Source organism: Paenibacillus caseinilyticus, assembly GCF_027533645.1.
GTDB classification, from domain to species: domain Bacteria; phylum Bacillota; class Bacilli; order Paenibacillales; family NBRC-103111; genus Paenibacillus_G; species Paenibacillus_G caseinilyticus.
In genome coordinates, this window is sequence record NZ_JAQAGY010000004.1 from 99,611 (window position 1) to 117,117 (window position 17,507).

The 17,507-nt window shown below is 65.1% G+C and carries 2 protein-coding genes; both read right to left on the minus strand.

Translation table 11 applies throughout. The features are described from left to right. Window positions 1–134: 134 nt before the first annotated feature. The gene (locus O9H32_RS08225) at window positions 135–872 is read right to left on the minus strand and encodes a thioesterase II family protein (RefSeq protein ID WP_269865475.1); all 738 of its coding nucleotides are present in this window, start codon (window positions 870–872) and stop codon (window positions 135–137) included. 175 nt (window positions 873–1,047) lie between these two features. Beyond that, window positions 1,048–17,505 carry a non-ribosomal peptide synthetase gene (locus O9H32_RS08230; RefSeq protein WP_269865476.1) on the minus strand — a complete coding sequence of 5,486 codons (16,458 nt, stop codon included), beginning with the start codon at window positions 17,503–17,505 and terminating at the stop codon, window positions 1,048–1,050. Window positions 17,506–17,507: the final 2 nt, after the last annotated feature.

The following is a 17,507-nucleotide window of genomic DNA, read 5'->3' on the forward strand; positions in this document are numbered from 1 at the left end:
CCTGTTCAACGGTAAGCATAATCGATGGCGTGCTCCCCCGAAATATCCCAAATGGGATAGATGCAGGCAGAGCCTCCTTGATCTAGGGGAGCCATCCCGCATGACAGGCTTGCCGGTGATCCAGTCCAGGGGATTTATAATCGGTGCAGGGAACCTGCCCATCCGGCAGGCATAGGGGCTCTCAGCGTATCGTTGATGGCTCGGATCATCTCCGTCCGGTGCGAGCTGTCGTTCAGGAAGAAGTGGTCTCCCTCATAAGCGATCAGCCGGCATGTGCCCTGCGTATGCCGATTCCACTCCGGCATGTTCGGCAGATGCGGCCGATCCCCCGTGCCGTACATGACGGTAAGATCGATGGCAAAAGGCGGGCGCTCCCGGTACGCATACGTCTCGGCGATCCGGTAATCCGCCCGAAGGATCGGAAGGAACAGAGACACGATTTCCTTGTGCTGCAGGACCTCCCGCGGCGTGCCGCCGAGCTCATAGATCGCTTCCATGAACTCCTCGTCGGGAAGCGGGTACAGGAGGCGTTCGCGCTCCGGTTCGAGATGTACGGCCCCCCGTCCCGACAGGAAGAGGTGCTGGGGCGCCGGGCCTCCATGCCCCAGCAGATCGTGAACCGCCTCGTAAGCAATCAGGCTGCCGAGGCTGTGTCCGAATACGGCGTAGGGGCCTTCCCCCGCTTCCGTCCGGATCCGGGTGACGGCATCGCGTACAAGAGAACCGAGGTCCCCGCACAGCTTTTCTCCGATCCGGCTGCCGCGTCCGGGCAGCTCCAGGGGCACAAGCTCGATCGCCGGGTGCAGCACGGCTTTCCAGCGGGAGTAGATGGCGGCCGATCCGCCGGCATAAGGGATACAGAACAATTTCATAAGGGGTCATCCTTTCATTCGTAAGGGGATTCGGGAGAGGTACGGACTCTGCCGGGAAAGGCTCATGCACCGGTACAGAGGGGCTTCGTTCCTTCGTTCAAAAAAAACGGCGGCACCCTGCCGGATGCCGCCTGATTCCAACACTAGCGTCGGTTCTGACTTACCTGCCTGTCGATTACCTGCTGTCGATAGCCATCTCGCTGCGGTGCAAGTTTGCATGCAGCTTCGATACGATCCCGCCGACCAGGCCTGCATTCCCTGCCAGCTCCGGTGCCTGCAGCATGCCGGTGTGTGTGCCTGCGGCTCTGTGGATGGCGCAGCCCCGGCGGGATGCCCCGGTCCATGAGAATCCGGCGCCGGTTTCTTCCGTGTCTAGGATGTAGAGCGGTGCCTCCAATGACCCGGTGTTCGTCATGTGATTCATCCATGCCCGGTAGGCGTTCATCCGGCGTTCCGCTTCCATCCGGACCTCCGGCAGGGCCAGCAGTTCGCTGCGCTCTCCGGCTGCGGCGAGCGTGAGGAGCTCCCGGGTGTCCCGCTCCATCTCCGAAGCGCTCAGGTTCAGGGGCTCCAGCCTGCGGATCGAATCCAGGAGGATGAGCCCGGACACGGTGCGTCCCAGTTCCTCCAGCCGCTGAGCGGCAGCGTGAGCGAGGTTGCCGCCCGCCGAGTATCCGAGCAGCACGTGAGGACCTTCGGGCTGCCTGGTAATAATCTGCTCGACGTATTCTCCGACAGGATCGGATCCATCGACGAAATCAAAAGCAATCCAGGCATAGTCCGGCAGCTCATCCGCCATCCCGCGGTATTCGAATCCGTACCCGGCGACCGGCGGGAAACAGAACACCGGCGGTCCTTCGGGCGTGCCGAAGACGGTGTACGGGCGGTCCTGCCCGCCCTGCCACTCCTGCAGAAGCCGGAGCTTCTCAGCGAGCTCGCGGACGGTCGGGCAGCGGAAGAGCAGCTGCAGCGGCATCGAACGCCCGAGCAGGTTCCCGATTTTGGCGGCGGTACCCGCCGCGAGGAGCGAGTGGCCGCCGCAAGCGAAGAAATCGTCGTCGATCCCCAGGCCGTGCAGACCGAGTGCTTCCTGCCAGACTTCCAGGAGCTGCCGTTCGAGTTCATCCTGGGGTTCCGCCGCCGTATACTCCGCTGCCAGGGCGGCCGGCCTTGGCAGCGCCCGGCGGTCGATCTTGCCGTTGGCCGTGAGCGGCAGCGCCTCCAGGGTCACCACATGCTGCGGAAGCATGTAGCCGGGCAGCGTCTTGGCAAGATGAGCGCGGACGGAGTAGACCGCAAGCGGCTGCTCCGCCACGATATAGGCGCAGAGCTGGCCCTCCCGGCCCTCTTCCCCCTCCGTAACAAGCGCCAGGGCCTCTGTTACTCCAGGCAGCTGCCGGAGCCGGTATTCGATCTCGCCGAGCTCGACGCGGTAGCCTCGGATTTTGACCTGATGATCCTTGCGGCCCAGGAATTCCATATTGCCGCACGGCAGCAACCGGCCGAGGTCTCCGGTCCGATACAACCGGCCTCCGGCATTGAAGGGATCGGGCACAAAAGACTGCGAGGTGCGCTCAGGATCGTTCACATAGCCCTCGGCCACCCCGAGCCCCCCAATGTAGAGCTCTCCCGGGATGCCGCGCGGTACGGGATGGCCGAGAGGGTCGAGGATATAGAAGGCGTTGTTGGCCAGCGGCCTGCCGTAAGGGATGCTCCGCTGGCCCTCGGTCGTCCCGCGGATCGGGTAGTGATTCGACCAGACGGTCGCTTCGGTCGCACCGCCGAGTCCAATGACGCGGGCTCCCGGGAAGAATCGGTTGATCCGGTCCTTGAGCGGTACAGGGATCCAGTCCCCGCTGAGCAGAACGAGCCTCAGGTCGGACTGGACCTGGCCGGCGGCGGCGCGCTCCAGCGTGTCCACCAGATAGCTCATGGTGGTCGGCACGGAGTCCCAGCAGGTGATCCGCTCCTCCCTCATGAGCTTCCACAGCCGGCCGGGATCCTGTACATCCTCTTTTTGGGCGGTGACAACCGTACCGCCGGCGGCCAGAATGCCGAACAAGTCGTACACCGACAAGTCGAAGCCCATGGAGGTGACCCACAGCATCCGGTCTTCGCCCCCGACGCCGTACTCCTGATTCACCGCGTGAATCAGATTGACCGCTGAGCGGTGCGTGATCATGACGCCTTTGGGCTGGCCGGTCGAGCCCGAGGTGAACAGGATATACGCCAGATCGTCCGGCGTGTGCTGCGCTTCGGTGATTCCGGAGGCGATTCCGGGAGCGGTGCCTGGAGTCGGTATTCCCTCCTGTTCGTCTTTCGCCGAGCCGGATCCCGCCTCGAACCCGATGACCGGCAGCCCGAGCTCCTCCGCGCCGCATCCGGTCTCGGCCAGCAGCAGGCTCACCCCGGCCTGGCGGATCGCGTGAAGCTTACGTTCGGCCGGATCGCCCGGCTCGATCGGCACATAGGCGGCGCCGGCCTTCAGAATGGCCAGCATGCCGAGTACGGTCCGGATGCCGCGCGATACGACCAGCCCGACCCGGCTGCCCCGGCCCGCTCCGTGGGTCAGCAGCGCCAGTGCCAGCCGGGAGGCAGCCTCTTCGAGTTCACCGTAGGTGATCTCGCCGCCAGCGTCCGTGACGGCTGTCCGCTCCGGTGTTCTTGCGGCCTGCAGGCGGATCATCCCGTCGACCGTCTGCTCGCGGGGATAAGGCTGATCCAGCCGCTGCAGCGCCCGCACGGTCTCCTGCCGCTCCGCCGCCGGGAGGATGTCCAGCTCCCGCAGGAGCGGATCCGGCGTCCTGGCGAGATGCTCCACCAGCGTGAGCAGGTGCCCGCGGATGCGTTCCATGCTCCGATGCGGGAATACTTCCGCATTGTAGGCGAAGCGGATGCGCAGCGATTCGGACGGCAGCGCGATCAGCGTGAAGTCATAGTTCGTGTGCTCGAACATCTCGATCCCGGCCAGATGCAGGCCGGTTTCTGCTGCGTTCCCATAACCGCCCGCATCCAGCGGGTAATTCTCGAAGACGAAGAGATGGCTCGCGAGCTCGCCCTGGATGCCGCTCTGCTTCTGGATGTCGGCCAGGGAGAGATAGTCATGGCTGCCGCTCTCCAGCGCGTCCTGCTGCAGCCGCCGCAGCAGCTCCGCGAACGTGTCGTCCGGGTGGAGCTCCATACGGACAGCTATCGTGTTGATGAAGAGGCCGACCATGGTCTCGACGCCGTCCAGCTCCGGCGGGCGTCCGGAGACGACCGTGCCGAAGACGATGTCGAGGCTGTGGTTGAACTTTGCCAGGAGCAGTCCCCATACAGCCTGCAGCACCGTGCTCACTGTAGTCCGGTGAGCCGCCGCCATAGCCTCGAGCCGGGCCGTGACGTCCTTGCCGAGCTCGAATTCCAGCTGCCCGGGGACGTAGGCCTTGGACCGCTCCGATCCCGCGGATACGCGCTGCGGCTGATCCTCCGGCCATACCGGGATCTCCGCTCTCTGGCTGCATCCGGCTAATCTCTGCCGCCAGTAAACTCTCGCGGAATCCGCATCCTGCCCCCGGAGCCATTCGATATACCGGCTGTAGGGCTGGGTGGCCGGCAGTCCGGCCGGGACACCGCTGAGCCGGCTCTCGTAGAGCTTCAAGAACTCGCCGACGAGCAGACCGAGGCACCAGCCGTCCATCAGGGCATGGTGATAGCTCCAGACCAGCCGGTGCTCCTGATCGCCCAGCCGGAACAGGGCGAACCTCATCAGCGGCCCGCGGGCCGGATCGAAGCCGGATCGCCGGTCTTCCGCGCGATAGGCGGCGAACCGTTCCTCTGCGAGGGTGCGGGGAAGATCGGACAGATCTTCGCGCAGGAGGCGTGTCTCGGCTCCCGACCAGACCGCTTGGAGGCGCAGGCCGCCGGACGTATGCCGGAAGACGGTCCGCAGGCTCTCGTGGCGCTGCGTCAGGGACTGCAGGCTGAGCTCCAGCGCATCGGCATCGAGCTCATCTGCCAGATTCAGCGTCATCTGCTCGAAGTACGCCGTGGAGGAAGGATCGAGCTGTGCATGGAACAGCATCCCCTCCTGGAGCGGCGACAGCGGGTAGATCCGCTCGATCTCGCTGCCTGGCAGAGAAGCTGCGAGCTCCCTTCTCCAGCCCCGCAGCTCTTCCATGCCGAGCCAGGCTCCTCCGCCGAGATCCGACGGGGTAAGTTCGGCAGCCGGCCGGCTCCGGCAGTGCTCGGCCAGCGCATTCAACTCCTGGCTGAAGAGAGCCGCCAGACGCTCCAGCGCTCCGACTTCGAAGGCACCCGCAGGAGCGCTGAAGGTGAACTGCAGCCGGCCGCCCGCGGTCATGCCGTTCACGGACAGCAGGTGGGTGGCCAGGTGATTCGGCGATACCTGCGCTCCGGACAGCCCGATCAGCGGCGAGAAGGTCACACCGGTCGCTCCGTCTCCCCCCGGACCGGAACCAAAGTCCCCTAAGTAGTTGAAGGCGGTCAGCGGCGTCATCCCTCCCCTCAAGCCTTCCCGCATAGCGGGCTCCGTCAGGTAGGTTAGGATGCCGTACCCGACGCCCTTGTTCGGAATCCGGCGCAGCGACTCTTTGACCGCGATGAGCTGCTCTCCCGGATCTCCTGCCGGCACCTGAAGGCATACCGGGTATTTGGACGTAAACCAGCCGGCCGTCCGCGTCAGGTTCATACCGGGCAGAATGTCCTCGCGTCCATGGCCTTCCAGGTCGATGGTGCACCACGCTTCTCCGGTCCATTCCTGCAGTGAAGCGGCGAGCGCCGTCAGGAGCAGGTCATTGATCTCGGTGCGGTAGGCCCGGTGGGCATCCCTGAGAATACGGGAGGTTTGCGCTTCGGTGAACTCCACGGGAATGTGGACCCGATTTTCTATCCGGCGGTCCAGCCTGTCCGCTCCCGTCACAGGAAGCGAAGAGACGCCCCTGCCCTCGGTTTCGATCCAGAACGGGAGTTCTTCCTGCAGCTGCCTGCCTGCCGCATAGGTCAAGAGGCTGTGAGTCCACGCTTGGTAGGAGGCGGTTTTGGCCGGGAACGCGGGGTCTTCTCCCCTGTCCAGGGCATCATAAGCAAGGATCAGGTCTTCGAGCAGAATGCGCCACGATACCCCGTCCACCACCAGGTGATGCAGGACGATCAGGAGATGGTCTCCCCCGGCGGTGTGGAACAAGCCGAGTGCGGCCATTCTGCCTCCATCCAGGGAGAGGCTGCGCTGCAGTTCTTCCGCTTTGTCCTGTATGCAGGTCTGTACTTCCGAATCTTCGTCGCTGAAGCTCCCTAGATCCACTTCGTCCAGCCGGAAGCATGCTGCGGCTGCAGCCGCTTCGCGGCTGATTTGTACGGCCCCACTCTCCTCCGCTGCGTACCGCATCCTCAGCGCGTCATGATGCACGGCCAAGGCTTCATACGCACGCCCAAGCAGCGTGGCCTCCCAGCCGTTCTCGCGGAAGAGCATGACACTTTGGTTAAAATGGTGCGGATCAGGCTGTTCCAGGCTGAGATACCAGCGCTGAATCGGTGCGAGGACGACCGGTCCGCTCACTTCTTCCTGGGAGGCTGCCGGAGCATCGTCCGGCTGCACGAGAGGGGCGCATTCGGCAATCGTCGGATGGCGGAACAGGCTCTTCACCGCAAGCTTCAGCCCGCGGGCCTGCAGTCTTGCCGCCAGCTGGATCGCTTTGATGGAATCGCCGCCGAGCTCGAAATAATTGTCCCGGATGCCCACCTGATCTTTGCCCAGTACCTGGGCCCATACCTCGGCCAGCACCGCTTGAGTCTCCGTATTCGGCGCCTCGAAGCCCGGTGCGGCATAGGCATTGGCGTCGGCAGGCGGTTCGGGCAGGCGCGTCCGGTCGATCTTCCCGTTGACGTTGAGCGGGAAGGCGTCCAGCCTCACGCAGGCGGCCGGCACCATGTAGTCCGGCAGACGCTCCTGCAGGTAGGCCCGCAGCGCTCCCGGCTCAACTGCCTCCTGCCCGGGGGCATAATAGGCGCACAGCTCCGTTTGATCTTCCTTCGTGCGCCGCACGACGACATCCGCTTGCGCCACTCCTGGATGCCCGAGCAGCGCCTGGACGATCTCTCCCGTTTCGATCCGGTAGCCGCGGATTTTGACCTGGGTATCGATCCGCCCGAGGAATTCCAGAACGCCCTCTTCCGTCCACCGCGCCAGATCTCCGGTGCGGTACAGCCGCTCTCCCCCGGCGAATGGCGACGGTACGAACTTCTCCGCTGTCAGTTCGGGGAGACCCACATACCCGGTCGCCAGCCCGTCTCCCCCGACGAAGAGTTCGCCTGGCATGCCGGGCGGGCACAGCCTCATCATGGAGTCCAGCACATAGGCTGTAGAGTTGGCGATCGGACGGCCGATCGGCAGAGGGCTGCCGGCTCCCCGGTCGATCTCGGCCACGACGGAGAAGGTCGTATTCTCCGTCGGCCCGTAGCCGTTCAGCACCCGCAGTCCGGGGCAGGCGTCCATGACGCGGCGGACATGCATAGCAAGCAGTTCATCCCCGCCGGCGATGAGCTGCCGTACGCCGCGGAACATCCCCGGCCGCAGCTGGGCCAGCTGATGGAACAGCGGAGCCGTCAGCCACAGGGTGGTGATCCCCTGCCCCGCAATCAAGGCTTCCAGCTTCCGGGGATCGAGGAGCGTCTCCTCCCCCGGAATGTACAGCGACAAGCCGTTGAGCAGCGCCCCCCACACCTCGAAGGTGGCCGCGTCAAAGACAGGGGCGCCGGTCTGCAGCAGCCGGTCGCCGGGCTGGAATGTCACATAGTCGGTACCCAGCACCAGCCTGAGGATTCCCCGGTGGGTAATCTGGACTCCCTTGGGCCGGCCTGTCGTGCCGGAGGTATACATAATATAGGCCGGTTCCCCGCCTCCGGCTGGCAGACCGAAGTCCGGAATGCGAGCCTCAGACAGAGGGTGCGCCTTCCCAAGAAGGCCCCTGCCTTCCGCTGCCAGCTGCTCCAGGGAGAACAGCGGGCATCCGTACCCTGCCGGCCCCGTCCGCATGAGATCCGGCTCCATGCCCGCCGACGCAATGCAGACCGCATCGGCATCCTTCAGCATGTAGGCAATGCGCTCTGCCGGATAGGATGGGTCGAGCGGCAGATAGATGCCTCCGGCGATCAGGACGGCAAGCTGCAGCACGACGGTTTCCTTCGTGCGTTCCGCCCACAGCGCAGCCACGCTGCCCGGCCCTACCCCATAGGCGCGGAGCCCGGCTGCCGCGTGCAGGCTTTGGTCCCACAGCTCTCTATAGGTCAGGCTGCCTTGTTCATCCTGCAGGGCCTGTGCATCCCCGTGCCGGCGAACTTGCCCCAGCACCAGCTCTGGCAGGCTGGTCTCCCGGGGATACGGGGCTGGCGCAGCGTTAAACTGCTTCATGATCCGCCTCCGTTCCTCGGGGGCGATCCAATCGAGCTGCCCGATGGCCGCGTCCGGCTCTTCCACCAGCCGCTCCGTCAGCCGGAGCAGGTGCTTCATGCAGGCATCGGCGAGCCGGGGGTCCACCCGGCGTCCGTCGTACTGGAAGCGAAGGGTCAATTCCGCTCCTGGAATCAGGTAGAAGCTGAGCGGATAAGGCGTCTGTTCGTACGCCTTCACTCCGGTGACTTCCAGGGCTCCGGCGGCTGGGGTCATCTGCTCGCGCAGCGTCCGCTCCACCGGATAATTCTCCATAACCATGATATGATCGAGCCCGTCCGGCCCGAGAGCCGAGCCCCGGAGGGCGGCAGGCAGCCCGATATGCGAGTGGCTGCTTGAACTCAGCGCCTGCTCCTGCAGCCCCTTGAGCAATTCGCCGAAGGAAGTCTCCGGGTCCCAGGTGACACGGACCGGGATGGTCTGGATGAACAGGCCGACCATCTCCTCCACCCCGTCCACCTCAGGCGGACGGCCGGAGACGACGTGGCCGAATACCACGTCCGTGCGCCGGTGATAGAGCCCGAGCAGGATGCCCCATGCGGCCTGCATCAAGGTGCTTACCGTAGCCTGGCGGCCGGCGGCCGCTCTCTCGAGCTCCCGCGTCTTCGCCTCGGAGAGGCGGCAGACGAGTTCCTGCATGTCTGTCCCGCCTTCGGCGCCCGTGCCGCTTCTTCGGCGGTGATGCTGCAGCAGCGGGCCTGGCGGTTCGTATCCTTCCAGGAGGCGGCCCCAATAGGCGGCGGCCTCCGCCTTGCTCTGCTCCTTGATCCACGCTGCATATCCGCTCAGAGAGACGGCCGGCTCGAGCTGGACCGCCTGCCCTTCCCGCAGAAGAGGGTATACTGCCATGAAATCCTTCATGAGCAGATTCAGGCACCAGCCGTCCATCACAATATGGTGATGCGTCCAGAGCAGCGTGAACGTCTCGCCGCCAGTCCGCAACACGGTGAAGCGGATCGGCACCTCTCTCGACAGGTCGAAGCCCTGCCTGCGGTCTTCGCTGATGACGGCCTCCGTCTGCACCGCCTGATGCGCCGCTTCCTGGTTCCGCAGGTCGATGACGGCAAGTGTCGGCTCCCGCTCCGTGAGTACCAGCTGCAGCGGTTCTTCCACGGAAGGCCCGTACAGGAACACGGAGCGCAGCGCTTCATGCCTGCGGGTCAGCAGGCGAAGCGCCTGCCGGAACGGCTGCTCGTCGAAGCTCCCCCTGAACTGGAGGACAAGCTGCTCCGTATAGGCCGGCGATTCCGGCTCCGCCATCGCCTGGTAGATCATGCCGAGCCCCATGGCGCCGAGCGGATAAGCCCGCTCCAGCAAGGCACCCGGCACACGGGCACCCAGATCGGCGAGCAGCCTACGGAAGCTGCGGAGATCGGTGGACAGACCCGCGTCAGACGGGGTCAACTGCCCCGCCCCCTTGTGCTCCGCGCAGTGGCGGATGAGCAGGAGCAGCTCCTCCCGGAGCCGGCCGCAGAGCCGCTCGGCTTCCGCTGTCTCCAGCAGGGCCGGCTCGCAGCGGACCAGCAGCAGGAGTCTGCCGTCCGTGATCATGCCGTTGCATTCCAGGGCATAGGGGGCATGATTGCGCGGGGAGCTGTCGCTGCCGGAAGCCAGGGAGGCGACGGTGAAGCCGCCCACTCCTGCGGAATCGACCTCGCCGAGGTAGTTAAAAGCGAGCTCAGGCTGCAGCCCGAAGGTCAGCCCGGGCCGCTGCTCCGGCGGCGTCACATACCGAAGGATGCCGTATCCCGATCCTTTGCGCGGCACGCTCCGCAGGGTTTCCTTGACCCGGATGAGGTGCTCGGCAGGCTCGTCCGTATCCGCCAAATCCAGCAGCACCGGATACAGGGAGGTGAACCAACCCACCGTGCGGGTCGTATCGAGGGGCTCCAGATGGGCTTCGCGTCCGTGTCCCTCCATGGCGATACACAGCGGCCCCCCCTGCAGCAAGGGCAGCAGACTGCGTCCAAGCGCCGTGAGCACGAGCTCGGAAGGATCGGTCCGGTAAGCCTGCCTGCTGTCCCGGGTGAGTTGCATCGTCTCGTCGCATGTAAGCTCCACGGTGAAGACCGCCGGCCCGTCGGCAGGCGCGCCCTCTCCTGCCGCCCTTGGCAGCTTGGCCGGCTCCCTCTGCTCGAGCGCGCTCCAATAGGGGAGCTCCTCCAGCAGCCGGGGGGAGACAGCATAACGCTGCAGCTGACGGGTCCAGGACGGGAGCGGGGCGCTTTTGCGCGGGAGCCGTACCGGAGCGGGGGCGTTCCCTCCGGATTCAAGCTGGGCATACGCATCCGCCAAGTCCTCCAGGAGGATGCGCCACGACACCCCGTCGACGGCCAGATGATGCACGGTAATCAGCAGATAGTCCGCTTCCGGCGTACGGAACAGGCCGAGCGCGCAGAGCCGTCCCTCCGCCGGGCGCAGCGAGCCCTTGAGCTTCCCGCCTTCGTGCGCAAGCCTCTCGCGCCATCGTTGTTCCGAGCGAAGGTCCACGGTGTGCAGCATCACATCCGGCAGCTCCGTTGCTTCCCGGATCCATGCCGCCACTTCGGCCTCCCCGCTGCCTCTGCTTTCGCGCTTACCGAAGGTCATTCGAAGCGCCTCGTGATGGATTCTCACTTCATGGAATGCTTGTCGTACCGTATCTTCCCGCAGCCGTCCAGGGGCCCGGAGCAGGATAGACTGGTTCCAGTAATCCGGCTCGGCAAAATCCTGTTCCAGGAACCAGCTCTGCATCGGAGTGAACGGCACTTCCCCGCTCGCGGCTTCCTGTTCGGCGTCCTCTCCCAGGGAGCGGATGCGGCTCTTAAGCGCGGCAATCGTCGGAAGCCGGAACAGATCGGGCAGATCGAGCAGCAGCCCGTGCCTGCGCAGCCGGGAGGCGACCTGGATGGCCTGGATGGAATCTCCGCCCAGCAGGAAGAAGTCGTCGTGAAGGCCTACGGCTTCCCTGCCGAGCACGTCCTGCCAGACCGCCGCCAGGCGGCACTCGATGTCGGAAGCGGGCGCTTCATACGCTGTGCCGGCCGGCAGGGCCCGGTCTCCGCCTGGCTCCGGCAGCGCCTTGCGGTCCAGCTTGCCGCTTGAGGTCAGGGGCAGCCGTTCCAGGAGAGCATAGTGCAGCGGGATCATATAATCCGGCAGCTTCCCGGACAGGAAGGTGCGCAGCTCCCGCGCCGTAAGCGGATCCGCACCTGCGAGGTGCCCTTCCTCTACGATGTAGGCGCACAAGGCCTTGGTCTCCTCCGTCACGCTGCGCACGATAACCGCGGCTTCGCTGATCCGCTCATGCGCCAGCAGCGCGGCTTCAATCTCGCCGGGCTCGATCCGGTAGCCCCGGACTTTGACCTGCCCGTCGATCCGTCCCAGATAGTCCACGTGTCCATCCGGCAGCCACCGGGCGAGGTCTCCCGTCCGGTACATGCGTTCGCCGGGCAGGAACGGGCAGGGAACGAACTTCTCCGCCGTGAGCTCCGGCTGTCCAAGATACCCCCGTGCCAGACCCACTCCCGCGATGCAGAGCTCCCCGGGAACACCGACAGGCACCGGCTGATGGTCAGGACCCAGGATAAAGAGATGAATATTGTCAATCGGCCGGCCGATGGGCACGCGGTCGCCGACTTCCTCTTCGCGCGTACAGTCCACATGCGTCACATCGACTGTCGCTTCCGTCGGGCCATACAAGTTGATCAGCTCCGTCCCGCAGGGGCCGCTCAGGAGCTTGCGGAACTGCTGCACCTGCCGCAGAGGCAGCGCTTCCCCGCTGGCGAAGACAAGCCTCAGGCCGGAGAGCTGGTAGCGGCTCTCCTGTTCCTGCGCCGCATGGGTCAGAAAGGCTTGCAGCATCGAAGGCACGAAGTGCATGACCGTGACGCCGTGCTGCCGGATGCCCGCAGCCAGCCTGGCGGGATCTTTCTCCGCGCCCGCCGGCGGGAGATACACCGAAGCGCCGGCAGCGGCCCACCAGAACAGTTCCCAGACGGAGACGTCGAACGTATAGGGCGTCTTCTGCATTATGACGTCACGCTCTGACAGTGGATATGCCTGCTGCATCCAGTGGATCCGGTTGATAACGGCCTCGTGCTCGATCATGACGCCCTTGGGCCGGCCTGTCGATCCCGAGGTGTAGATGACATAGGCGAGATGATGCGGAGCCCTGCTGCACGGCGGCGTATCCGCCTGTGGACTGTAGCTCTCCCCCGCATCCAGGCGCAGCCGCAGCCCTTCGAAGCCGGCTCCCGGATCGCTGCTGCCCTCCATCGTAAGGAGCACGGAGGCTTCGCTGTCCCGGAGCACATACGCCATCCGCTCCGGGGGCGTCCCCGGGTCGAGCGGCAGGTAGGCGCCGCCTGCCTTGAGAATGGCGAGGATGCCGACGAGCATCTCGGGCGAACGCCGGGCCGCGATGCCGACGATACGGTCCGGACCTGTGCCATGCCGCTGCAGTGTCCAGGCCAGCCGGTTCGCCCGTTCATTGAGCTCGCCATAGGTCCAGACCGTCTCGTCCGTGCGGACGGCAGTCCGGTGCGGCTCGGCGGCTGCACGCTCCTCCAGCCAGCTCTGGATGGTCCGCTCGAGCGGAAAGGCCCTTGCTGTGTTATTGAAGGTCCGCAGGACGAGGCGCTCTTCCTCCGCCTCCATGAGCGGAAGCCCGCCCAGCCCGGTCTCCGGCTTCTCGCACATCGCCTCCAGCAGCCGGGAGTAATGGCTGGCCATCCCGCGGACCGCTGCCTCATCGAACAGCCCCTTGTTATACTCGAAGGCAAAGATCAGCTTGCCGCCAAGCTCCATCCCTTCCAGCGTGAGATCGAACTTGGCCGTTCTCCGCTCCACCCGCAGCGCTTCGATCTGCAGTTCCGTCCGTCCGGCATCCCCTGGAACCAGCTCCATATTCTGCAGCACGAAGAAAGCGTCGAACAAGGGATTACGTCCGGCGGCTCCCTGAAGGCCGAGCTTCGCCACGAGCTCCTCGAACGGGTATTCCTGATGCTCCCAGGCCGCCAGGGTGAGCTCTTTCACTTCGGAGATCCACTCCAGCACCCCGAGCCCGCTGCGCGGACGGCCCCGGAGGGGGAGCGTCTGGACGAACATGCCGATCATCGGTTCGAGCTCCCCGTGGGTCCGGCCGGCGGCCGGGCTGCCGACGATGAGATCGTCCTGCCGGCTGTAGCGCGCCAGGAGAACATAGTAGGCCGCCAGCAGCACCATATAGAGGGTGGCGCCAGCCTCGGAGGCAAGCTCCTTGACGCTGGCGGTCAAGGCTTCATCGAGCTCGAAGGCATAGACGGCGCCTTCCGCTGCGCCGGCCGAGGTTCTCGGCCGGTCCGTCGGGAGCTCCAGCACCGGCAGCTCGCCGGAGAGATGATCCAGCCAGTAGGCCTCGCTCTTGCCCATGGTGCCGGAACGCAGGCGCTCCTGCTGCCAGACCGCATAATCCTTGTACTGCACGGGCAGCTCCGGCAAGCGGGCACCCGCCCCCTGCTCATAGAAGGTCAGGAGCTCCCGGAGCAAGAGCCCCTGGGAGACGCCGTCGGACACGATATGATGGATGTCCAGCCACAGCTCGTGTTCCTCCGCGCCGCAAGCCGTCAGGGAGGCGCGCAGCAGCGGTGCCGAGGTGAGATCGAAGGGCCTGCCTGCCTCCTCCTGGAGCGTGAACCAGGCTTCCGAGCCGCGGCGGGCCACAGGCAGCTCGAACCCCGCCTGCCCGTGAACGATCTGCACCGGCCCTTCTTCCCTTACCTCGAAGGAGGTCCTCAGTGTCTCATGACGGGCAATCAGCGAGCGGAAGGCAGCTTCCAGCCGGACGGTGTCCAGCGGACCGCGCAGCAGATAGCGCGAGGGCATATGGTAGGCGGTAAGCGCAGGCTGCAGGCACTGCTGCGCATAGATCCTCCGCTGAGCCGGTGACAAGGGGTAGCCGTCACGCTCCCCGGTGCAGGGCACGGGACCGGTCTGCCCGCTTGTCTCTCCTGTCTCCGCACCGGGCGACTCCAGGCTGGCGGCGAGCTCTCGCAGCGTCGGCCGCTCATAGATCAGGCGCAGCGGAATGTCCCCTTCCCACTCCTTGCGGATACGCGAGAAGAGAACGGTCGCCTTGAGGGAATGCCCGCCGAGCCCGAAGAACGAATCGCCGCGGCCAACCCGCTCCACGCCGAGCACCGCCTGCCACAGGGCGGCCAGCTTCTGCTCAGCTTCGGTCTCCGGCGCTTCGTATGGCGCGCCTCCATTCAGGGCATGGGACCGGTCCGGGGCCGGCAGCGCTTTGCGGTCCAGCTTGCCGCTCGGGGTGAGCGGCATCGTCTCCAAGGTTACGAAGCGGGCCGGGATCATGTACTCCGGCAGGGTACGCGACAAGAAGGAGCGCAGCTGAAGCGCCGACAGCTCTTCTGCAGCGGCAGCTCCCGGCTCCGGAACAAGATACGCGCAGAGATTCCGGGTTCCCTCCTCTTCTGTGAAGGCCGCGACCGCGGCTTCCCGCAGGCCTTCGTGAGCCAGCAGCGCCGCTTCGATCTCCCCGGGCTCGATCCGGTAGCCGCGGATCTTCAGCTGTCCGTCGATCCGTCCGAGATAGTCCACCCGGCCGTCCGGCAGCCACCGGGCCAGATCGCCCGTGCGGTACATCCGCTCGCCCGGCAGGAACGGGCAGCCGGTGAAGGCCGCTTCCGTCAGGTCCGGCCTGCCGAGATACCCTCTCGCCAGTCCCGCGCCTGCGATGCAGAGCTCTCCCGGCACCCCGATGGGCATCGGCTGATCGGCTTCATCCAGAATGAACAGCCGGATATTGTCGATCGGGCTGCCGATCGGCACAAGGCCCAGCTCCTCTTCCTCCCCGCTGCAGCGGAAGTGCGTGACGTCGACTGCGGCTTCGGTCGGGCCGTAGAGGTTCACGAGCTCCGTGCCGTTCACGCGGCCGAGGTGCCCGCGGAACCGCCGCACCTGGTTCAGCGCAAGCGCCTCCCCGCTGGCGAACACATACCGCAGCGAGGAGAGCATTCCCAGGGCTCCGTCGTCCTCCTCCACATGGGACAAGAAGGCTTGGAGCATGGAGGGCACGAAGTGCATCGCCGTGACCCTGTGCCGGCGTATCCCCTGTACAAGCAGGGAAGGATCCTTCTCTGCGCCGGCCGGCGGCAAGTACAAGGAGGCGCCGGCGGCCGACCACCAGATCAGCTCCCAGACGGAGACGTCGAAGGTGTACGGCGTTTTCTGCATGATGACGTCTTGCGCGTCAAGCGGATAGGCTCTCTGCATCCAGTGAATCCGGTTGACAGCCGCTTCGTGCTCGATCATGACGCCCTTAGGGCGTCCGGTGGAGCCCGACGTATAGATCACATAAGCGAGGTGGCGCGGCGTGCCGGAGAACGGTGGGTTCGAGGTATCTCCGCTGAGGCTCTCCCCCGTGTCCAGCGCAATCCGGACGCCGGAGAAGCTTCCGTCCTCCGGTCCGTTGGAACCGTTCACGGTGAGCAGTACGCCGGCTCCGCTGTCCCCGAGAATATAAGCCAAGCGTTCCGGAGGCGTTAACGGATCGATCGGCAGGTAGGCGCCGCCCGCCTTCAGCACCGCGTAAATGCCCGCCAGCATCTCCGGAGAACGCGGAACCGCCAGGCCCACGACTGTGTCGGGGCCGACTCCGCCGGCACGCAGTGTCCAGGCCAGCCGGTTCGCCCAAGTGTTCAGCTCGCCGTAAGTCCATGAAGCCTCATCGGTTCGCACGGCGATCCGGTCCGGATCGGCGGCGGCCGCCTCTTCCAGCCACGTGTGAAGGGGCTGCTTCTTCGGATAATCCATCTCCGTGAGGTTGAAGTCACGAAGCACCTTCTCCTCCTCGTCACGGGTCATCCGGCTAAGCGAATCCATCGCCGCTCCCGGATGCTTCGCCGCCTGCTTCAGCGCCTCGGTGAACCGCTGGGCGAGCTGACGGATGGTTTCCCGGTCATAGCGAAGAGAATTGTAAGAGAATTTGAAATGCAGGGCTTCTCCCGGGAACACCAGGAGGGTCATAGGATAACTCGTATGCTCGTTGAATTCAGCCCCGGTAATCTCGAATACCCCGCTGCGGCCGCTGGCGGATCCGGAAGAGACCTGGCGGTCCAGCGGATAGTTCTCGAACACAAGGAGATGGTCGAACAGGGTGCCGCCGATGGGAGACAATCGCTGGATATCGGCCAGCGAATAGTATTCATAGGGCGCGCTGTCGAGCGCGGCCTGCTGCACTCTCTTGGCCGCTTCGCTCCACGCCATGCCTTCCTCCCAGCGCACCCGGACGGGGACCGAATTAATGAACAAGCCTACCGTCTGCTCCACGCCGGCCAGCTCGGCCGGGCGTCCGGACACCACCGCACCGAAGACGACATCCCGCTTGCGGTTGTATCTTCCCAGCACGCTTCCCCACACCGTCTGCACCAGCGAGCTCAAGGTGATGCCGCACCCCGAGGCTGCCCGCTCCAGTTCCCGGGTCACCTCAAGTTCCAATCCGCCGGTCACCTCTTCCGTCATATACTCGCCAGTGAACTCGCCGGATCCTCTGCGCGCGGGAAGCACGGCGGCTTCTTCATAGCCCTGCAGGACGTCCCGCCAGTAGGTTTGCGCTTCCTCCGGCTCCTGACGGCCCAGCCATTCGATGAAATGACCGTATGGTACCGCAGCCATCCCGGACTCTTCGCCCGCAGAGGAGCCGCTGCCAAGCTTGGAATAGGCCGAAGTAAAATCGTTCAGCACGATCCCGAGGCACCAGCCGTCCATCAGAATATGATGGAAGCTCCAGACGGAGACGTACTGCGACGCCCCTGTACGGAACAGGGCGACCCGCAGCAGCTCGTCTTGCGACAGGTCGAACCCGCGCCTGCGGTCTTCCTTCTTGTAAGCTTCGATTCGATCGGTAATCTCGTCTGCGGCACCTCCGGCCAAATCCTCGAAGCGGATCTGGACCGGGCGCTCCTTCAGCACGATCTGGACGGGCTGCTGCACTTTCTCGTACAGGAACATCGTACGGAGCACATCGTGACGGCTGACGGTCCGGTTCAGCGCTTCCTCGAACCGCAGAGGGTCTATCTCCCCCTGCATTGTCAAGGCAATTTGCTCGTAATAAGCCGTCGACTCCGGCTGCAGCAGCGCGTGGAAGAGCATTCCCTGCTGCAGGGGAGAGAGCGGATAGATCCGCTGAATATTGGACTTGGCACCCATCG